Source organism: Bradyrhizobium genomosp. III, assembly GCF_000261705.1.
GTDB classification, from domain to species: domain Bacteria; phylum Pseudomonadota; class Alphaproteobacteria; order Rhizobiales; family Xanthobacteraceae; genus Bradyrhizobium; species Bradyrhizobium ottawaense.
The window spans coordinates 1-20,325 of the sequence record NZ_AJQF01000519.1; the positions used below are offsets into that span (position 1 = coordinate 1).

The window sequence follows — 20,325 nt, forward strand, 5'->3', positions numbered from 1 at the left end:
TCCGACCGCCGAGGCGCAACTTCGCAGATGGGCCAAGAGCAGAAATCGCCGACGCAAGCCGCTCTGAGAACATCTTCTCATCGAGCATGTCGGGCTAGGCTATAGATCGTCATCCCGCTCTATTTCGGGCTTTTCGTGCAAAACGGCATCCAGCAGCGAATTGTGAACTTCTATCTTCCCATTATAGCTGATGAGTCCAAGTTTGCGGAATTTGTTCATGAAGAAGCTCACCCGGGATCGCGTCGTGCCGATCATCTCTGCCAACGTTTCCTGGCTGATATCGATCAAAATAGGCTGAGTTGTGCCTTCCGTTCCGAAATGCGCGAGCAGAAGAAGAAGGCGTGCAAGTCGCTTCTCGCTTGAATTGAAAAGCTGGTCGATCAAATCCTCTTCGATGCGGCTGTTTCGCGTCAGGAGATAGGCCATGAACAGCTCGGAAAATTTCGGCTCGGACTGAACGGTGTGGATCATCGCTTCTTTGCTTATTGAAGTGATCATGCATTCCTCCACCGCAGTTGCGGTCGCGATCCGCAGTGGATGACCATTGAGGCACCCTTCGCCGAAGAACTGGCCCGGTTCCAAAATCCCGACGACCGCTTCCTTTCCTTGCTCGGACACGACGGTGAGCTTGACGCGGCCTTTTTGAATGTAAAAAACTGCATCTGCCACGTCTCCTTGCGTGAAGACGTGCTGACTTCTCTCAAATTTCAGGATTGCCTTGCCTGCCCCTACCTTTGCGAGAAAGGCTTGGGGATCGAACGCCTTCTTGGTCGATTTCCCCACAGGAGTCTCCTTTACTCCGATGAGCGCGTTCTCATCGTTATAGCGGTTGAGCGCCGACATGTCACTTACGTCTTCGCTGCCTAGGGGGTGCCGAAAATCACGCCCCGATCTGCGGGCTCGATCACAACGCCGCGTTTGCTCGTCGAAATGGCACGAAGTCTTACGTCGGCGCTCGCAATTCACCCCGGAGCCATCCTGCAAGTTCGCCGGACTTCATCGGATCGAAAAGCTCGACCACGCGCTGATGAACGTGATCGCAAGCGGGGCACTTGAATGTTCGGATGTCAAAGCCGGAAGCACCGGAGGTAATCCGTGCCAGCATTGTAATTGCTCTCTTGCACTTTGGACATCGTGGCTCGTGAACCGTGATCATGTGCTTTGCCTTCATCAGGCGGGAGCGCTACAGAACTCTCAGTCACCGGTAGTTGCCGATAAGTGAGTGGTGATAAGATCACCATGCAACTGTCGCGAGTTCCGCGCTGTTCTGTTTTGCTCAGACGTGTGACAAGGGGTCCAACGACGGACAGAAGCCATCGTTCAAGCACCGGGAACGTCCGGTGAGGGTCAAAATGCAAACAACTCAACCTGAGTTACTGAGCGGACCTCAACGAAACGCTCCACTTCGCTGATGGGCCAAGACGGCATGCGGTTCGTCTTTAAGTGAAAGAGGCCGCCAGGCGGCCTTAATTCATTTTGCGACGCAGCTTCCAGATGATCTCGCGGAGGTCGCTCATGTACTCGGAAATCACCCGCTGCGCTTCCTCCACGCGGGAGGGCGTAAGTTGCTTTACGTCGCTCTGCTGTTCGGACTTAGTCATGTTTCTAACGCTCCCAGAGTGGCTGCCGGGAGACGCAACGCAGGAGGCTGGCTTTTTCAACGTTCACCTCGGCGGCTGCAATCCGGGCGAATTTAGCCATTCGCTGATGTGAGCGCCGGTCTCGGCTTGCCGGGCTTTGCGGATCGCGCGTTCCCGCTCGATACCAGGTGGAAGCGATTTGGCTTCCTGACGGAGGCGTTGGGCTTGTTCGGCAAGGCGCTCTTCAAGGGACGTGGTTTGCTTGAAACGGCGTCGCTGCATGGCGCTGCTCCTTTCTAGAGGAGGCGGGAGCGCTAGTGGCGTTCTCATCACCGATGAAAGCCAAGGGCCGTGCGGTGATCATGGAAGTCTGGCATGTCCGGTAACCGACATCTGGTCAATATTGACCACCAACTGGAATACAGATTCGGGAACGTGGCCCACGGCAGGTCCGGTAAGGGTCAAAATGCGAAGAACTCAACTTGAGCAAATCCAATCCGCTCCGCCTCATTAAGCGGACCTCGATAGGGTGTGCCTCCACTTCGCCGATGGGCCAGTTCCGGACTCACGTGCCGCAGCAAGCGAGACCATATTCTTTGAAGAATTCGCCCGTGCTAACCTCGCAGTGCGAACTCAAGGAGAGACACATGGCTCGTTCAGTAACGCGTCGTGCCTTGCTTACGACAGCTTCTTTAGTTGCCATTGGCGCCGTGGTGCACGCCCAGCGATCGCAGCCATGGCGCGTCGCGCTGGTTACCTCCGGACAAGGCGACCGGATCATCGGCTGGTTCAGAGAAGCTTTGGAAGCCAAAGGATATCGGGAGGGAAAGGACCTTATATTCGAACTGCGCGAAGCGAAGGGACACTACGCGCTGTTACCGAAATTAGTCGAGGAACTCGTTGCACTAAAGCCGGACATCATAATTGCCGAAGCGACGCCTGCTATTGCAGCTGCACAACGAGCGACCTCGACGACTCCGATCATCATGGCGCCAGCCACCGATCCGATCGGCTCTGGCTTCGTCAGAAGTTTTGCCAAGCCCGGTGGTAATATCACCGGCGTTGCGAATATGTTCGGTGATCTCACAGCGAAGACGCTCGACATTATTCGCCTTCTGTTTCCCAAGGTCCGGAAAATCGGTGTACTCACTTCAAACAACCCGACGCATCCGGCTTTGGCCAATGTAGCGGCCAGGTCGGCGGGCGTCATCGGCATTTCAGCCCAACGGTTCGTTGCGCCCAACCCCGAGGACGTCGAAAAGGCGTTCGCCGACATGCAGGCCGCGGAGTGCGAAATCGTCTACGTACTTGCGGACCCGCCGCGGCCGTCGTTGCCATCAATCGCACTTAAGTACCGCCTGCCGACAGTATATCAGGTCACCAATTACCCAGACCTGGGTGGGTTGATGGCTTACGGGCCGGACATCAAGGCTCTATTTGTTTTAGCGGCCGATCACGTGGACCGCATCCTAAAAGGTGCGAATGCAGCGGACTTGCCGGTTGAGCAACCGACGAAGTTTCAGTTCGTGATCAATCTCCAAACGGCCAAAGCGTTGCATTTGGCCGTCCCGGAGCAAGTGCTCCTGTTGGCAGACAGAGTGATCGAGTAGATTGAGGCACCGAAAGTCCGCTTCGGGTCAAAGGCTGCCCTCGTTAGCCAGCATGCCCTTGGTGGGGCTATCTCTCGGAAGCGGACATCGCCGCGCTCCGGGCTGAGGTCAGCCACCGGCCATCAGGCGACACCAAGGATTTGCGACTCGACCCCGCGACCGCGGTCGGATCTCTGGAACTCCCGGGACCTGCGGCTGTTGTAGCGCACACAGGGCCTCATGCATGGACATGGTCACACGCGTTCGCGGTCCGGATGCCGTCCCATCGGGCCAAGTTTCTCCGGTGAGCTCACACGACGAGTGGGGCATGCTGGAGGAAGTGATAGTCGGAAGGCTTGAGGGCGCGGTTATCCCGTCCGATCATCCGGTTGTGACCTGCAACATTCCGGGCATGGCGGCGCGTGCCCAGGCGCTGTTCGCAGGCTTCCGTTACCCAAAGATCATGATCGAACCGGCTCAGCGTGAGATTGATGGCTTTGTGGCGCTGCTACAGTCGCTGGGTATCATCGTAAGGCGGCCGGACGCCGTCGATCACAGGAAACGTTTCAGCACGCCGGAATGGTCCTCGCGCGGCTTCTGCAATTCCTGCCCGCGCGACAGCATGCTCGTGATCGGCGACGAGATCATTGAAACCCCAATGGTTTGGCCCTGTCGGTACTTCGAGACGCATTCCTATCGTCCGATTCTGAAAGACTATTTCCAACGTGGCGCGCGGTGGACGAGCGCGCCCAGACCGCAACTGACGGACGAATTGTTCGATCCAGAATTCCGCGTCCCTAAAAAAGGCGAGCCGATCTCATACATCCTCACCGAATTCGAGCCGGTCTTTGACGCCGCCGACTTCTTTCGCTGCGGGCGCGACCTATTCGTGACCCGCAGCAACGTCACGAATGCATCTGGTATCGAATGGCTGCGTCGCCACCTTGGCGACGGTTATCGCATCCATGAGATTAAGAGCTGCTGTCCCAATCCAATGCACATCGACACCACCATATTGCCGCTTGGGCCCGGCAAGATTCTGATTAATCCCGAATACATAGACGTCGACCACCTTCCGGCCATCTTGAAAGGATGGGACATCCTCGTGGCCCCCGAGCCCGACCCGATAACCGATCCTATGCTCAGGATCACTTCGCTATGCGGGAAATGGCTCAACATGAACGTACTGATGGTAGATGAGAAACGCGTCATCGTAGATCCACATCATATTGCGATGACGCGTGCGTTGGAGAATTGGGGATTCGAACCGATTCTCTGTGAGTTCTTACATTATGCCGCATTTGGTGGCGGCTTCCACTGCGCCACACTCGACGTCCGACGGCGCGGCACATTGAAGAGCTATTTTTGAACCGACTTCCAACACGTCTCGTCGCACCGTTCTGCCTAAGTGGTGACAGACCGGCTTTATGCGTTACGTCGCGATGGGCAGCGCAGTGCGTCCACGACGAGCATGCTGCGGTCGCACAGCTTCAGTGCCTCGTCGCTCCAAGGGGCACCTCATCGAAGGTAACGAGCGACTCCTGCGCATCGCCAACTTCAGCATAGGGAGCCTTAGTCCATCGATGCCTCCCGTATCTTCGTTGAATGCGTGAGGGACGAGCCTAGCCAGAATTTACGCAAGGCCTTATCATCAAGACTGCCGACCGGAAGGACAATCGGCGGACCGGCCAGGAGGAGTCAATCATGCGAAAGACGTCACTCCGTTCTTTGCAATTCGCTCTTGCACTCGTCGCCTTGGGTTTCACCGTGAGCCAGTCGCTGCCGCAGGCTAAAGCTGAGGAAGCCGGCTGGATCACGCTGTTCGATGGCAAAGACCTCGAACAATGGGATCAGATCGGGAAGTCCAATTGGCATCTGGCGGACGGCACGGTGATTGCCGACAAGATGGAAGACAAGGAGGCCGGTTATCTCGTTAGCAAGAAGCCGTACAAGGACTTCGTGCTGCGCATCGAATTCTGGCCGAGCGATGATGCAAACAGCGGCATTTACTTCCGCTGCCTCGATGCCAAGAAGATCACCGACCGTACCTGCTACGAAGCAAATATCTTTGACCAGCGGCCCGATCCAAGTTACGGCACCGGCGCGATCACACGTTACATCGAGATCAATCCGAAGCCGAAAGCCGGCGGCAAATGGAACACATTCGAGATCACGGCGAAGGGGCGCGACATCACGGTCGTGCTCAACGGTCAGAAAACAGCCGAACTGCGGAACGGAATGTTCGATGAAGGCGATCGCCCTGCAACACGGCGCGGGAACGATCAAATTCCGCAAAGTAGAGATCAAGCCTTTGTAAGGCGGGTTTGCGCGACGGCACGAGACTGCTGCACCGCGAATTTCGAGTAGGCGAATGTCGCCTAAGGGTCAAAAGCGGCGGCAGATGCCAAGTCAGACCGTAGTCCGGTGTGCCCCTGAAGCCGGACATGACGCGTTTAGGCCACTTTCGGCTACGGGCCGATTCCGTTGAAAAAGGGCGGCAGTAATCGGATGTATTGGCGCCAGCGCGATCCGGCCCGACGGCTTTGGCGGTTTCTATGCCGGCCCCAAGGTGGGCATCGGGATCAGCTTGGCCATCTTGCGAAGGTTCTGGGCGGTGGCTGCGAGGGTGAACTCGTCACGCGCGCCGTTTGGACCTCGTAAACGTAAACGGTCGAGTTTGAGAATGCGCTTGAGGTGCGCGAACAGCATCTCAATCTTCTTGCGGAGCCGACGCGAAGTGCGGCCCTCCCACGATCTTGCGATCTGGCGCGCCATGTCGCGAGCGCCCTCGTAGATCGAGCGCGGCACTCTCCGTGAGGCCTGCTTGGGGCAGCACCGGGATTTCAATGCGCAGCGATCACAATCGCGCTTGCTGGCGAGGTAAAGCATGGTGGCGCCATCATTCACCAGCGTTCCGGTCGTAGTAAGAACTTTGCCACTGGGGCAACGATAGACGTCCCCGGCATGGTCATAGGTGAAGTCGTCGCGCGAGAATATCCCGTCTGTGCGGGCCGACTTGTCGAAGACTGTAACGTGCGGCTCGATGCCGTGCTCATAGACCAGCCAGGCGAGCATCTCGGCCGAGCCGTAGCCGCTGTCACCGAGGAGCCGGTTCGGATAGAGATCGAACCGTTCGAGCGAGCGCTCAATCATGCGCTTGGCGGCCAACACCTCCGCTTGCCGGATTGCCGTCGTCGCCTCGACATCAACGATGATCGCGTTCTCGATGTCGACCAGGTAGTTCGTCGAGTAGGCAAAGAAGGCTTGGCCACCGTGTGCTCCCGTCCAGCGCGCCGCCGGTCGGAGGGCGACACGAACTTCGGCGTGACCTCGGTCGCCGCTCCGAAAGCGGCATCATCGAGGACAGCCAGATACTCATCGATCGCTCGGCCGGCAGCCTCCGGCGAAAGTCCCTTGTCGCCTTCGATCCCCTTCTGCCGATTGGCATCGGCCTTGATCAGGCTCGCATCGACCGCAAATCCTTCACCGCCGACCAGTCGTTCCTCGATGCAGCGGCCCAACACGCTCTCGAACACGCGACGGAAGAGGTCGCTCTCCCGGAAGCGGCCATGCCTGTTCTTGGAGAATGTCGAGTGATCCGGCACCGCCCCATCCAGACCGAGCCGGCAGAACCACCGATAGGCCAGATTGAGGTGAACCTCATCGCACAGACGCCGCTCCGACCGGATGCCGAAGCAGTATCCAATCAAGAGCATCCGGATCATGAGCTCAGGATCAATCGAAGGCCGGCCGATACTGCTGTAGAAAGGGGCCAGATCCCGCCTGATCTCCTCAAGGTCGACAAACCTGTCGATCGACCGAAGCAAATGGTCAGCGGGAATATGCCTTTCGAGCGAGAACTCGTAGAACAACGCCTGTTCGACTTGCCGATGCCCCATCATGATCTTCAGTCCTGCCAATTAGACTGACTGAATCACTGATCCCTCTGCGTCGCAACAGTCGCCTTTTTCAACACAATCGGCCAGGAGCGGAAGTGACGTTTGAGCACTCATCGTCACTTCAAGGGCTCGATCATTCTGGTAGGCCAGCGGTCCGCAACGCGTCAAGAAAGGCCTGCTTACGGCTTTTATCGGAGGAGAGATAAAAGCTGCCAGCCATCGAAACCCGGTACGACGGATTGATCCGCAACACTTCCGCAATCTCTTGTCGTGCGATCTCTAGTTTGCCTGCTTCGCTATAGAGTCCTGCGAGATGCAAGTGTGCCGAGATATAATTTGGGTTTCGGCGCACCAATTCACAAAAGGCTTCGAGCGCTTCCGAGGTCTTTCCTTGATGGACTAGCGCATCGCCCAACACGGCGAGATAATTAACCGGATAGAACGGGTTCAGCCGCATCGCAGAACGGATCGTCTGTTCTCCCTCGGCCGACTGCTCTCCGTTTATGAAGACCCGAGCCGTTAACAGCAAAAGGAAGGCATCGCTCGGACTAATCGCCAAGGCCCGCTTTGCTTGGTGCACTGCCTCATCGAAGCGTCCTTCAAAAATAAGAACGTTCGCCTTCATCCCGATTGCATAAGGTTCATGCGGATCGAGTGCCAAAGCTCGATCGGTTAGTTCGATGAATTGGCGCTGCGCGGCCTCGATTTCGGTAGTGTACGAAAAACGCACGTCAAAATAATGGGTCAGAGCCAGCATCGTAACGGCCTTGGCGTATCTAGGGTCGTGCCTGATAGCACTAATCAGGTACTGACGCGCAGCCGTCATATCCGCTGCCGTACCTCGCCAAATGTGATCGAAACCACGAACCGCATCGCCCCACGCGCTAATACTGTCCGTAGACCGGTGCCAGACGCGCGCTCCCTCTTCCTGCGTTAGGACCACACGCAGCGCGGTCACGATCTCCTTGGTCAACTCATCTTGAATATCGAAAACGTCGGCGAGAAGCCTATCGTAACGGTCGGCCCAAAGATGACTGCCACTGTTCGCGTCGATTAGCTGCGCGGTTATCCTGATCCGATCAGCCGACCGTCTGACGCTGCCTTCCAATATGTATCGAACGCCAAGTTCTTGGCCGACCTGCCGAAGATCCCGTGCCTTTCCCTTGTACACGAAGCAGGAGTTGCGCGCGATTACGAACAAGGAGGAGATGTACGATAGAGTGGTAATGATGTCCTCGGTGATACCGTCCGCAAAGTATCCCTGCTCCGGATCACCGCTCATATTGTCAAATGGCAAAACAGCTATTGAGGGCTTGTCAGGTAGTTGGAGTGGACTGAAAAGTTTGCCTGCAGAAGGCAGGGCAGATGTACTCACAGGATGCAAACGAACTGCATAAATACGAACAGGCCGCGCGATGTTCTTGACCTGCTTCTCACCCATGTCCTCAAAGTACGCGTGAACCTTGCCTTCAACTTCACCGTAAATCTTGCCTGAGATCAGAATGCCGCCGGGGTCGGCGAGGGCTTCCAATCGGGCGGCAACATTGACGCCTTCACCATAGACGTCGCCATCTGTCTCAATGATAACATCACCCAGATTGAGCCCAATCCGTAACCGGAGGCCGCCCGGGTCGGTGAGGTCACTCTGAATTGCGAGGGCACATCGAAGGGCGGCAATAGGGCTCGCAAATTCGACTAAGAAGCCGTCTCCGGTGGTCTTTACCAAGCGGCCCTGATGATCTGTAAGGCGTGGTTCAATAACTTCGCGCCGCAGCGTTCCAATGCGAGCATAGGTGCCTTCCTCGTCGCGCTCCATCAGCGCCGAGAAACCGGCGACATCTGCCGCTAGAATGGCGGCCAATCGTCGTTGAACGGTTGCGTCAGCCACCGTACCCCTCCAAATGTGCCCTGCATCAAACCACATTGGAAGAGCGGTCGGCTAGGGCCAAGGTCCGCTTTGGGTCATAACTGCGCCTCGGAGTGCCGGCCGGCTGCTTCCGGTCTACCCCTATGAGCCGACCACCCGGGACGCTGCCTAGACGTCGCGTTCGGGCCATTACCAGACATCCACCGCGCAAACGCGTGATAAACGACGCAATTTTAATTGCGCCGCATTACCACCACTCAGATCGGACTGATTTTGCAGATCGCGGCTAACTTGTTGCCAGCAGCGTTCATACACAAACTCAATGTCCGCTCAACACCAGCGTCTTGACCGGCAGCACCAGGGCCTGAATCCGCAACAGCAATGCGTGGACAAATCCGGTCGCGTCGACGACATGCAACGCGAAGCTCTTGAACGAACCGAGTTTTCCTGACGAGATCAGTTCGTGATTACTGGTGTAGGCATTGGCAATACAACTGCTGCCGGGCGTCACGCCTTCCAGGCCGCCCTTATAGAGCGGCTCCATGAAAACGAGAATGGTGCCCGGACGCACATTGTTCTGCGCCTCAATCAGTTGTTCGCCGCCCCTGAACTGGCCCGCCGCGATGTAGTCCTGCACGTTGGTAACCACCATCGGAATAACGACCCACGGCTTGGAAATACATGTGGCCTCGGCCACCATTCCGACCTTCATGACCTGAGCCTCGATCTGTCCAAACCCTGCCATGAGAGCCCGCCGTCCGGCGCCCTCCGGAATCAGGACGCCGGCCGTCCGCATATTCGGAGTGACGATATCACCCGGCCGCAGCCCGAATTGCTCGACCCGTCCGTCAACGCCGGCGCGAATAAATGTCTTATCCAGATCCACCTGCGCCTCCGCCAAAGCTGCCTCAGCGCTTGCCTTCTCCGCCGGCAGCAGAGCACTCAGCCGCGTCGTCGCGGATTGCTTGGAAGCGGTTGCGGCGTCGAGAGCGCCCTGGCGACCCGCCACGGCCACGCCGAGCTTTTCAATATCGCGCTGCGGGACGATTCCGGGGTTGCGCTTCTGCAACTCGCTTTTGGTATCGAGTTCGTCCTGCGCCTGCTGCAGCGAACCCTTTGCCTCCTGAAGCTGGCCTTCCGCCTTCATGACATCTGCCTGCGCCGCCAGCATGGCGGCATCGACTTCAGCGACCTTACGCTTGGCGGTTAGGAGCGAGGCTTCCTGTTTGGCGCTATCGAGCCTGAAGATCAACTCACCTTGCTTGACGTCCGCGCTGACATCGACGTGAACTTCAGCAACTCGGCCGTTGACCTCGGTCATGATAGGGACGGTCCGGTAGTACAACGTCGCCGACGTAGTCGACGGATGAAAGTAGAAGATCATCGTGATCAGCGAGACCGTGAGCATCAGGCAAGCGACGATGCCAAATCGCAGCTCGTACCAGACGGAATAGAGCGTGATCTCGTGGCCGATCCGCTTGCCCTGCCGATAGCGGCGGTAGAGGTAGTCCGGAAGGATCGTGAGGGTGGCGCAAAGGAGAAGTTCAAGCATTGCCGGGTCCCCCTCGCTTAAGATCGCGCTGGATCTTGCTCTTGATCTCGTCCACGGCAGCGGTGGTCTTCAGTGTACTGTTGGCGGCGCCCGGCTTTGTCGCGTCAGGCACACCGGTACCAGCGTGAGCAGCGGTCTCACTTGGCGGCTCAGTCGGGTCTTCCTCAGGCGAAACGCCCGCCATCTTTTCGACCGATCCCGCAATCCTGCGCAGCGGCGAGCTGAAATCCGGCAGGTCAACCATGGCAAGAAAAAGCCCGATCACCCAAAAAAGGTGGTTGTGCGTAAACAGCGCCAGCAGGCACAGCACAGCCACGATTTCAAATTGGAACTTCTGCGACTTGTGGGCCATCCGCTCCGGCAGCGAGTGCAGGTGCAAATAGAAGATACCGACCATGAGAACGGCGAAGATCAGAAAAATGCCGACGCCCACCATTAGGGGATCTGTGTCGCTCGGAGCAGTGATGAAGCCGGGTAGGTGATGTGGGCCGGCCGGATGCAGGTCGCTCACGTACTCCTCCTCCTCCCGAATACCGGGCTTGGTTCCCTGCATCCTTGCACAATGAAGGAACTTGGCAAGCCCGGCTTGCGCCGAGGGCCAACGACCTTGCCGGAGGTTCGCTAGGACTAGCCGGCTTCGAATCGCCGTGAGTGTGACAGTGTGGCCTTCGCCGCCTCTTTTCCTGGTTCGGTCTCTCTTGGGACGATGCTTTGCGCCGACGGTGGGTGTGAACCAAGAGGACGCCTTTGAGATAAGTCAATAAAAGAAGATCCGATCTGGATGGGTTGGAAAGAGGCGGTACCGGCCGAAACAATCTCGCGGCCATTAGGCTGGGCCGTTTGAACGGATGCGACATACTCAGTGTAAGCAAATCTCGTCCGCTGCGCCCCACTAAGCCGACCACGGTGAGAGGTATGCCACTTCACTGGCGGCCATATCCAGACATTGACGCATTCCTCGAAAGCCATGATCCTCATTGGCGATGCCCGAGGTGGGATCTATCGCGGTCGGTGCATCAGCTTGGCCGGTTGGTGGGGACGCCCTTAGACGCGTCTACGAATGCCCGTCCCACGTCGCGCAACTCGGGGCTGAACTCAATCTCCAACCGTCCGCCCATCGCGGCGCCGCGGTTCATAGGAACGTCTACCTGCGCTGGGCGTCCTACCGGCGCAATCGATCCTATGTTGCTCGTGGACCGAACGGTCGAAGAAGCAGTCGCCTACGCGATCTCGGCGGCCACTGCGGCCTTGGGGATCTAAATGGAAGGCGCCACTGGCTCGCTATCCTTGGGAACAAAGCCCGGCCGCCTCGATTGCCGCTCCATGAAGTGGCTCGTAGGCGTCGTTGCGGCCCTCCTGCTCTGCCTTGTGGTGTATGCCGGATCGGCTTTCGTTTCCGCACTGGATCTCGTTTCGGCCGTTCGGCGCGGAGACGCCTCTCAAGTCATGGCCCGAACGGATTTGCCGCGCGTCCGCCATTCCCTCGTCGACCAGGTTGTGTCCGCCTACCTCGATCGACTCGGCCAAAAGCGGCCGGTGCGCCCATTAGAGAGAATGGCGATAAACGCGTTCGGCGCAACGATCGCCGATGATCTCACCATCAAGCTCGTGACTCCAGAAAACCTGTCCGTCCTTTTGAAGAGCGGGACTGTTCGCAACGCCGCGGAGAACATCACTTTCGGAACGATGTCCTCATTGGCCGAGCTCGATATCTCAAACATCTTCGTTTTCGCCGGACGGATCACCCTGGCGAAGCCTGTCGAGTTTGCGTTGAGGCTTGGCGAGAGTCAGGACGCAGGTAGCGTCAGCATGCATCTCGACGGCACGACCTGGAAGCTCTCGGGGATTGGACTGCCGCCGAAGGTCTTGGCGAATATGATCGACCGGCTGCCGACGCAGTAACCTTGCGCCCCCATTGGTGACGCCCGTTGCGCCTGCCTCCGGCCCTCTCGCCGTGAGCGGTCCTTGCCAATCCAGCCTATCTCCATCGGTCCTGGCAGCGAGCCGTTTCGCGATTAAACAGAAATCTCGAGTCCCAAAGCCGCGCAAGCCACTCTCGCACACACGGTGTCCGATCTGGTGAGATTGCTTAAAGCAATGAAGGATCTTGAGGGGCTGGGGGAGAAGGTCCGGCTAGCAAAAGCCGCTCGCGTATTGCACTAAGGTCGGCGGTTCGAGGCCTTCGGTGGCCCCAGTTAGGAACACTGCAGCGTGGTACCGCATTCGCTGGGTATGGAGCGGTTCTCTTTACCTTTGATTGTGGCAGCCGCATTCACCATCGGCGTCATCGCTGGCTATTGCATTCGGGCACTCATTTCCGCAAGGCGTCGAGCAGCTGCCCGCCGCACGCGCCGTGATTTCAAATGACGCCGTGGCCGGAAGTCGACGATATAGAAGGCACATGGCGGGCCGCTCGTTACTGCCTCGGCTGGAGCTGCTCCAGCCCATCCTCGATCACTCGGAGGTCCTCAAGTAGAGTGTCTCGAGAGTCAGTCGGCCTGATGTAGATTGTAGCTGTTCGAGCAATTGGCGCCGAAGGTCTCGCATATTCTCCAAGGCCTGCCGGTTCTTCAGACGTACATAAGCCGAAACGATCGATTCAATGCTTGTTGCCAATGGGTAGGTCCAAATACAAACTTCTAAAGCAGGTTGCATCGTAACTCATTTGAGATAACCGGCAAGGCCGCACGCGCAGTGAATGTCACCGCGCCACTGCGGTACCACGTTCAGCTAGCATTATCCCGACGCCGATCGGGGACACGCTCAGCTGATTTGTTAAAAATGCGATTCCGCTTGCAGGAGAAAATTTGCCTGTGTGCGCCTTGATACGGCTCGCCGTCAGCGAGCCATGGAGGCGTGTAGCGATGGGACAAACGACACGAATTTTGAAGCGGGCATACGTCCAGCCCGATCTCCTGAAAATGCTTCAGGAACTCGAGAATCTACGAGAGAAGGTCCGGCTAGCAGAAGCCGCGAGAACCCTCCATTAACGAAACGCTCGGGACTGAGCCGGCCTTTGCCCCCGGGACGAGGCCAAAGCGCTTCGGCGTCCGCTTCCGGACGAGGCGCTCAGGATCGTCATGCGGGGCGCCGACAAGGAAGACAAGGCAGCTGCCTGATTTTGCCAGGCGACGGAACAGGTGGAAAAGCACGAGATCCCGCGATTGCAAATCCCCTGCCCTGTGTTAGCAGCGCGGAACGCTAGGCGCCGCTGAAGGATTCGTCTCGGCAGGAGCTGTCTCGATGCTAATGACGAAGGAAAGACCACAGGCGATCCGCACACTGCGCGGCTGGGCGATCCACCTGCTGCAGGAGGCCGGCGCCATCCACGAATGCGAGGAGCACGGCTGAGCGAAGGACCGGGCCGACCCGCATGCGCGCGAGCACGCATTGGATATCGCCAGGCAGGAGCCACCCGAGGGCTTGTCTCCGGATGAGGCCGTCGCGGAATTACGCGAGGTTATGCATTCGATCGGCGATACGTGCCCGGAGTGCCCGCCACGTCCCGATTAGGTCGCCTGCGCTGTCGCACCGCTCGGATCTCAACGGGTGGGTGCGTGCCTCAAAGACCTTCGGCAAAGATGGAGGACGTGAGGGATATCAGCGGACAAAAAGGCCCTTCAAGCGAGTAAGTCTAGTGCGTTCTCGAGCGCTGCGCCGGCGGCGGTGTTGTCGAAGATGCACCATGTCTCACTAGACAACGAAGCAGCACCGAGCCGCGGCTTCAGCGTTCTAAGGAACGCCCCGTCGTAAGCGGAGTAGTAAATGCGCGGCGCTCCATGCAGTCGAAAATAGCGCAGGCCCGGCCACCCGCCCGGCAGGTCGGCATCGGGCACCCGCGCCGGATCCGCAGCGACGCGGCCAATCCGACGCTCCCTGAGCCAAGCACCGACCTCGGGCGTGAACCAGCTAGCGTGACGCGGCTCGCAAGCGAGAGCGGCTGAGGTCCTATCCCGCAGTGCGCCGAACAGCAATTCGGCATCGGGCTCAACGAACATTTTGCGCGGCGCAAACTGAACGAGCAAAACTCCGAGCTTCACACCAAGCCCGGCGCTCTCTTCGATGAACCGATCGAGTTCGGCCCGCGCAAACTGTGACGAATGACTGACAGACTTCGGCACCTTGACTGAAAAGCGGAAATCATCCGGCGTCGCGCTCGCCCACTTCTCGTACGTCGAACGCCGGTGCGGCTTATGAAATGATGAGTTGATCTCGGTGGCGTTCAACACCCGCGCGTAGCGCTCAAGGTGGCTACCTGCCCCGCCAACCCTTTCCTTGCAGACTTGCGGAACATTCCATCCCGCTGTGCCGAGCCGCAGCTCAGCCTTGACATGCGCGATCCTCTTCCATGTCAGTCCGTCACTGCCATCGGACATCACCGGATGTTTCACAACCTCAAGCCGACTTCCGCCGCGCCCCTGCCGTCGGCTTCTTCGCCGCCGCTTCCTTAGTCGGCTTCTTACCGGCGATCGGCATCAGCATCTCCTTCTGACCCGCGGCCAGCTTTGCCGCTTTTTTGGCAGACTTTTTAGGGGCCTCGGTCATGGCCGCCGCGCCGCCGACGCTCTTGCGTAGCGCGTCCATCAGATCGACGACGTTCTCGCCTTTCGGCCGATCCTTCGGCACGATCGGCTTGCCGGCCCGCTTCTGGTTGATGAGGCCGATTAGCGCCGTTTCATACTGGTCCTCGAACTTGTCGGGCTCGAAGGAACCGGATTTCTGGTCGACGATGTGCCGGGCCAAATCGAGCATGTCCTTGGTGACTTTGACATCCTGGATCTCGTCGAAGTACTCCTTGGGATCGCGCACTTCATAGGGGTAGCGCAGCAGCGTCCCCATCAGCCCCTTGTCCAGCGGCTCGAGCGCGATGATGTGCTCCCGGTTGGTCAGCACCACCCGCCCGATCGCGACCTTGTCCATCTCGCGGATGGCCTCCCGGATCACGGCGAAGGCGTCATGGCCGACCTTGCCGTCCGGACGCAGGTAGTAGGGGCGGATCAGGTAGCGGGGATCGATCTCGCTGCGGTCGACGAATTCGTCGATCTCGATGGTGCGCGTCGATTCCAGCGCGACGTTCTCGAGCTCCTCCTTCGTCACCTCAATGTACTGGCCCTTATCGAGCTCATAGCCCTTCACGATGTCCTCGTTGGGCACCTCCTCGCCGGTGTCGGCGTCGACCTTCAGGTACTTGATGCGGTGGCCGGTCGCCCGGTTGAGCTGGTTGAAGCTGATCTTCTCGCTCTCGGAGGTGGCGGGGTAAAGCGCGACCGGACAGGTGACGAGGGACAGACGCAGGAAGCCTTTCCAATTGGCACGGGGGGCCATGATACGCAGAACTCCGGTTAGAAGGGCTTGGAGGCATCGTACCAGGCGACAAGTTGTTGAGGAATCCAATGACCGGTGTGGCCGGCTGCTGCGCGCGTATCGAGAGCGGCGCGACGACGATGGCCGTTCCTATCAAACTTATAAAACACCCGCACCCAATCATGATCGCTCCGATCATGTCATTTCCGATTTCGGCAGCGCGCGACTGGCCATCATAGCCGCTGAAATGATGGTGGTGAAAGGTTGGTGATGTCTGGTCCGGGGTCAAAAGCGTTGATCAAGAGCGGGTGAGCAATTTCCGGTCCACGTTCAGGAGCTGACTATCACACCGCTAACGTGCTGTTCGGCTAGGGCCATGGACAGAAGCTCGGCCTGATGCGCGGGGCCGAGGCTCCTTGCTCAATAGAGCACCGACGGCAGATAAAAGCCCTTAGGCTCGTTGTAGAGGCCGGTCGTCATTAGGGTCATCTGGTGCACGAGTCGGAGGCCATTCTGCAGACACCAGCGGAATAGTTCGCTATTTCGGGTCGGCACCAAAAAGCCGCCGCCGGGAAAGCCCGGAGCAGATCCGATCAGGGCCTTCAGACCTTCGTTGCTCTCGGCAACGGCATGGGCGAAGAACCCGACATCCGTCGCGTAGGCGGTGATCTGGCCGAGATGCACGACGACCCGCGCCGTTCCCGCACTAATCGCGTCATCGAGTTCGCCGCCACGATCATGACCGTGGACCCGGCGGCATAACAAGTTGCAGGCCACGAGATCGGTAGCGCCGGCCTCACGCACGTCGTACCCCGGCAAGCTGACGCCCAGCGGCGCCCCGTTCATTTTCGAGATCGTCTCGCGGGTGTCAAAGCCGAGCTTGGCGTACAAACACAAAGAGCGATTGTGAAATGTGGATTGCAGCAGCCTCACCCCGGCCGCACGCCGATCGCTCGCGCGGTCGAGCGCAGCCTGCATCAATCGGCGCCCAATCGTCGCGTTCTGTGAGGTCGGATCAACTGTGATCGGCCCGAGTCCGGCAATCGGGCCGCGTTCATCGAGAAAGTTGCTGCCGACAACCTTTCCGTCCTTTTCGGCGACAAGCGAGTAGAACCCCCGGTTGGACAGCAGCATCATCAGGACCTGCGTGGCCACCTCCACCGACGGAAAATCCCACGGGAAGTTGTGCTCGTCGTCAATTGCCCTGAACGCCTCGAAGCAGATTCTTCCGCAAACGGTGGAATCCGACGGCGCACCGGGTCGCAGCACGATGCTCATTCGTCCCTCCCTGCGAATTGCTCTGACGCCTTATCCGAGCCAACAGTTCCGGGGATTTCAAGCTGCAGCTTATTGCTCTCAGCGTAAAATATCCAGAGCTTCGCTGCTATGCGCCTCGGTCTTCTTCAGAGTACCCAAGAAGGAGTTCCTCCGAATTGTGGTCTACTCGCCGATGTCCGGGTCGGGTCAAAAGCTGCCGGGGCGCCCCATGTTGCGATGGTCCGCTGAGGGCCACAAGCTGACTTTATGCCCTTCAACGTCGGCCTCCGAGATTGACCGCGAGCCATCCGGCTATGAGAGCGCCCGCTGCGATGCACAGAGCAATTAGGCCGCGTTTTGCCCATCGGACTTCATCACTACGCACTACATTTGCTTCTTCGCGTTGCTCTGCTTCGTTCCAGCTTCTCCACTCTTGGACGCCTTCAATGAAAAAATGCCTTCCGTCGGGCGTCCAGCGCCCAAGGCGAGCGCTGACGCGATCCATCAAGCCAAATTCCGCGAGCGCGAGAACTGCCTCTTCACCAGCCGACTGCGCGAGCGTGTCCACGCCATCGTCGTAGCGGATAGGGCCATCTTCATATGGATCGAGACAACAATCGACCATCTCAACGAGAGCACCAAGCAATACCTTTTCTGGCGCTGCGCCCGATAGCAACCGGCGTTATCATTGCGATCTTGTAGATAGCACGACCGTCGCCGACCAGGGCGGCCAGCTGCTCGAGGACGCCTCGATGGCTATGCAAGTCGCTGACCGGCTTGCGGAAGAACTATCGGACGCTCGGCCAGAATTGCGAGGCAAGGGCTACAAAGTGCTTGTGACGGACGTGGACGGTCAGCATGTCCACGAAGCTCCGTTGGACAAGTTCAAGCTCGTCTAGCTGCGGAGTTTTAGCCGTCCCTGGCTCCCAATTTTAAACTAAAGTAGGTGCTGCCATCTTCTGAAGACCCATTATCGTTGACGAGCATCTTCCAAGTCTTGAGAGCTCAGACGTCTCCGGGCTCTACCTCACGAAGGCCGTCCCCCGTCAATTTCACCGCCTGTACCGCTTTTTGAAACAGAGCAGGAAAGACGAACATTTCCAGACCAACCGTCTGGGCGTCTCTGGCGGGATGTCCGCCCTGGGTCGAACTGCGACTCGGCCCTTGCATTAGAGATGGTCAGGTCCAGCTCGCGATCCGAAAGTCACGCCACGGGCTAGTAGCGAACGAGGAAACTTGATTCACTAGCAGCCGCTGAAGAGCTTTAGGGGGAAGCCCACCATCCGTCGGGAAATGGCTCAAGCAACGTCCAATCGATTTGCTCGTCGTTCGGAGGGGGCCAGAAACCTCTGCTTGATGGCGTGCAGCGACGGAGGCGGACAGACAGGGCGCTGAGATCACGGCCTCGAAGGGGGCGCGAAGCATTGGCGTCTAGAGCGCAATGCAGGCGCACCGGGGCCGCCGCGCTCTGCATCTTCGACTAGACTTCGAAGATCTTCCAATTCTAAGAGCTGAGAGGCGAGCTCGCCAAGTCGTTGCAGATAAAGCATTGCGTCATCAGCGTCTGCGAAAGGCGGCTTTCCTAGTTGCGGGGGTCTGGCTTTGACGTTGAAAGCAGCAATCTCTTCTCCGCTCCTCCGCGGAACCCTCGATGGAACTTTCGGGCGAGCTGCCCATTATCGCGCCACTGACAGGGCATGCTGAGGAGACTTTAATGATCGATACTGTCGTGGTTGCTCCCACTCCGGGAGGAACGTCTACGTCAACGCTTGCGGGATTATCGTGGCCATCCATCGTTGCAGGCGCGGTGGTGGCTTGCGCGCTGACCATCGTCTTGCTGGCCTTTGGGACCGGCCTCGGCCTTACAATGGTCTCCCCCTGGTCCGGCTCCGGCGTTTCAGCAACAACTTTTAAGATTACAACCGGGCTCTATCTCATTGTCATCGCTATGCTTGCGTCGTCGATCGGCGGCTATATTGCAGGGCGGCTGCGTTCAAGCTGGACCGATGTACATCGCGATGAAATCTATTTTCGGGATACCGCGCACGGCTTCATCGCATGGGCTTTGGCCACCGTTCTCGGAGCCACCGCTCTCGCAATTCCGGCAACCAGTCTGATCGGAGGCAGTGCCGTCGGTGCATCCCAGGCCGCTGCTAACGCCGCGCAGACCAATGGTCCTATGGATGGTTATGTAGATACGCTTCTGCGGTCGGACCCGGCAGCGGCAGGCCCCACCGGGACGGCCTCGGGCGGGACGACCAACGCAACCGACTCGCACGGCGAGATGGTGCGCCTCTTCACGCGGAGCTTTCGCAATGGCGGTGACCTAAAGGGTCCTGATCGCGAATATGCAGCGAAAGTCGTCGCATCCCGCACAGGAATGAGCCAGGCCGATGCGGACAAGCGCGTCAATGACGTCGTGACGCAAGTGAAAGCCGATGCCGATGCCGCCCGCAAGGCAACTGCGTCCCTCGCCTTTTGGCCGACTGCGGCAATGCTCCTCGGAGCTTTCTGCGCCAGCCTCGCGGCCACTGAAGGCGGAGGTCTCCGCGATGGTACCTGGAATTCGCGGCGTCGATAGGAAAAGGAAGATACCATGCCCATTCTGCTTTGGCTGATCGGAATCCCGATCCCCCTAATCATCCTGATCATGTTGCTGCGCTAGGAGTTGCATCGAATTTCTCGATGAACGCACTTGAAAAGTAAAACTCATCAGGGCGGATGTACCCCTGAGGGCATGCGAGGCTCCCGGTCCGCCGGGGGCCTCTTTACTTCCTGAACCGAACCAAGGTTCGGCCTTGCCCAGAGCACGCTAAAACGTCCGGTTTCCCCCAAACTGCCACCGTAGCGGCGGCGCCCTCGTTGTCAGCCGGGGGCGGCTAAGCGGCTGGAAGTGCCGAGTACGGCTTCTCGTGCACCTTGTGCAACGGGGGTGAACTGTTAGGAGACCAAAAATAAGCAGCACAAGCTCGTGCCCAAGAGGAGCGGAAGCCGTGCAGTCCGCACGATAGCAGGCTCCCGCTCCATCCCGGTGGCGGCGATCCGGACAGTGGGCCGTTACCTTCCGAGGCGGGCATCCTAGGGCCAATTGGGGGCCCAGCTAGAGCCAATCGCCTCCGTTGACGGGGCCGGCTCGTCAGTTCCATATTGGCGAAATCGCCTGCCGAGCCTTGAGATAGATAGATGACCCTGCCCGATCGCGTGAAGTCGAATATGGAAATCGTACTGGAAGAGACGTGCCAGGAGCTTCCGAACGGCGGTGATCATGAGAGTCGGA

16 protein-coding genes and 2 pseudogenes are annotated in these 20,325 nt (G+C 58.5%); 7 read left to right on the forward strand and 11 right to left on the reverse strand.

Annotated elements, in window-relative coordinates:
- Positions 1–99: 99 nt before the first annotated feature.
- The 3 genes from IC66_RS0140240 to IC66_RS44475 form a co-directional block, all read right to left on the reverse strand.
- Positions 100–843 (reverse strand): Crp/Fnr family transcriptional regulator, encoded by a 744-nt coding sequence (locus IC66_RS0140240; protein WP_081494190.1) that lies wholly within the window; start codon positions 841–843, stop codon positions 100–102.
- Between the two features lie 623 nt (positions 844–1,466).
- Positions 1,467–1,601 carry a hypothetical protein gene (locus IC66_RS49050; protein WP_256379493.1) on the reverse strand — a complete coding sequence of 45 codons (135 nt, stop codon included), beginning with the start codon at positions 1,599–1,601 and terminating at the stop codon, positions 1,467–1,469.
- Positions 1,602–1,664: 63 nt separating this feature from the next.
- Positions 1,665–1,862 carry a hypothetical protein gene (locus tag IC66_RS44475; protein ID WP_075968876.1) on the reverse strand — a complete coding sequence of 66 codons (198 nt, stop codon included), beginning with the start codon at positions 1,860–1,862 and terminating at the stop codon, positions 1,665–1,667.
- A 365-nt stretch (positions 1,863–2,227) separates the two neighbouring features.
- Here IC66_RS44475 and IC66_RS0140255 point away from each other — a divergent pair, with 365 nt between their 5' ends.
- The 3 genes from IC66_RS0140255 (at position 2,228) to IC66_RS0140265 (ending at position 5,536) form a co-directional block, all read left to right on the forward strand.
- Positions 2,228–3,190 (forward strand): ABC transporter substrate-binding protein, encoded by a 963-nt coding sequence (locus tag IC66_RS0140255; protein WP_157158180.1) that lies wholly within the window; start codon positions 2,228–2,230, stop codon positions 3,188–3,190.
- A 229-nt stretch (positions 3,191–3,419) separates the two neighbouring features.
- The gene (locus tag IC66_RS0140260; RefSeq protein ID WP_038951250.1) at positions 3,420–4,538 is read left to right on the forward strand and encodes an amidinotransferase; all 1,119 of its coding nucleotides are present in this window, start codon (positions 3,420–3,422) and stop codon (positions 4,536–4,538) included.
- A gap of 335 nt (positions 4,539–4,873) precedes the next feature.
- Positions 4,874–5,536, forward strand: a complete 663-nt coding sequence (locus IC66_RS0140265; RefSeq protein ID WP_240536562.1) for a 3-keto-disaccharide hydrolase — start codon at positions 4,874–4,876, stop codon at positions 5,534–5,536.
- A gap of 186 nt (positions 5,537–5,722) precedes the next feature.
- Here IC66_RS0140265 and IC66_RS0140270 read toward each other — a convergent pair.
- The 4 genes and pseudogenes from IC66_RS0140270 to IC66_RS0140285 form a co-directional block, all read right to left on the reverse strand.
- A pseudogene (locus IC66_RS0140270) lies at positions 5,723–7,071 on the reverse strand (transposase).
- 130 nt (positions 7,072–7,201) lie between these two features.
- Positions 7,202–8,956 (reverse strand): adenylate/guanylate cyclase domain-containing protein, encoded by a 1,755-nt coding sequence (locus tag IC66_RS0140275; protein WP_028144399.1) that lies wholly within the window; start codon positions 8,954–8,956, stop codon positions 7,202–7,204.
- A 298-nt stretch (positions 8,957–9,254) separates the two neighbouring features.
- A complete protein-coding gene (locus IC66_RS0140280; protein WP_028144398.1) occupies positions 9,255–10,487 on the reverse strand; it encodes an HlyD family secretion protein in 1,233 nt (410 codons plus the stop codon).
- Positions 10,480–11,040: a hypothetical protein gene (locus tag IC66_RS0140285; protein ID WP_049801829.1), complete on the reverse strand. Its 561-nt coding sequence runs from the start codon at positions 11,038–11,040 to the stop codon at positions 10,480–10,482. The genes IC66_RS0140280 and IC66_RS0140285 overlap by 8 nt, the downstream gene beginning before the upstream one ends.
- Positions 11,041–11,747: 707 nt before the next feature.
- Between IC66_RS0140285 and IC66_RS0140295 the strand changes: the two genes are divergently transcribed.
- Both IC66_RS0140295 and IC66_RS0140300 read left to right on the forward strand, forming a co-directional pair.
- Positions 11,748–12,389, forward strand: coding sequence for a DUF2939 domain-containing protein (locus IC66_RS0140295; RefSeq protein WP_240536563.1), 642 nt, complete (start codon positions 11,748–11,750; stop codon positions 12,387–12,389).
- A gap of 1,341 nt (positions 12,390–13,730) precedes the next feature.
- Positions 13,731–14,000 (forward strand): annotated as a pseudogene (locus tag IC66_RS0140300) (hypothetical protein).
- A 107-nt stretch (positions 14,001–14,107) separates the two neighbouring features.
- Here IC66_RS0140300 and IC66_RS0140305 read toward each other — a convergent pair.
- From IC66_RS0140305 to IC66_RS46860, 4 genes are all read right to left on the reverse strand, one after another.
- On the reverse strand, positions 14,108–14,863 hold the full coding sequence (locus tag IC66_RS0140305) for a DUF72 domain-containing protein (protein ID WP_049801830.1): 756 nt from the start codon (positions 14,861–14,863) through the stop codon (positions 14,108–14,110).
- Between the two features lie 19 nt (positions 14,864–14,882).
- Entirely contained in the window at positions 14,883–15,812 is a 930-nt protein-coding gene (gene ku, locus IC66_RS0140310; protein WP_028144394.1) for a non-homologous end joining protein Ku, read from the reverse strand.
- Between the two features lie 399 nt (positions 15,813–16,211).
- Entirely contained in the window at positions 16,212–17,069 is an 858-nt protein-coding gene (locus IC66_RS0140315) for a GNAT family N-acetyltransferase (RefSeq protein WP_028144393.1), read from the reverse strand.
- A gap of 253 nt (positions 17,070–17,322) precedes the next feature.
- A complete protein-coding gene (locus IC66_RS46860) occupies positions 17,323–17,724 on the reverse strand; it encodes a hypothetical protein (RefSeq protein WP_131233182.1) in 402 nt (133 codons plus the stop codon).
- On the opposite strand from IC66_RS46860, the gene IC66_RS49335 reads away from it, so the two are divergent.
- Complete coding sequence (locus tag IC66_RS49335; protein ID WP_376706906.1) at positions 17,672–17,947, forward strand: DUF6894 family protein; 276 nt, start codon at positions 17,672–17,674, stop codon at positions 17,945–17,947. The genes IC66_RS46860 and IC66_RS49335 overlap by 53 nt on opposite strands.
- Positions 17,948–18,762: 815 nt before the next feature.
- The gene (locus IC66_RS0140330) at positions 18,763–19,629 is read left to right on the forward strand and encodes a hypothetical protein (RefSeq protein WP_038951253.1); all 867 of its coding nucleotides are present in this window, start codon (positions 18,763–18,765) and stop codon (positions 19,627–19,629) included.
- Positions 19,630–20,325 lie beyond the last annotated feature (696 nt).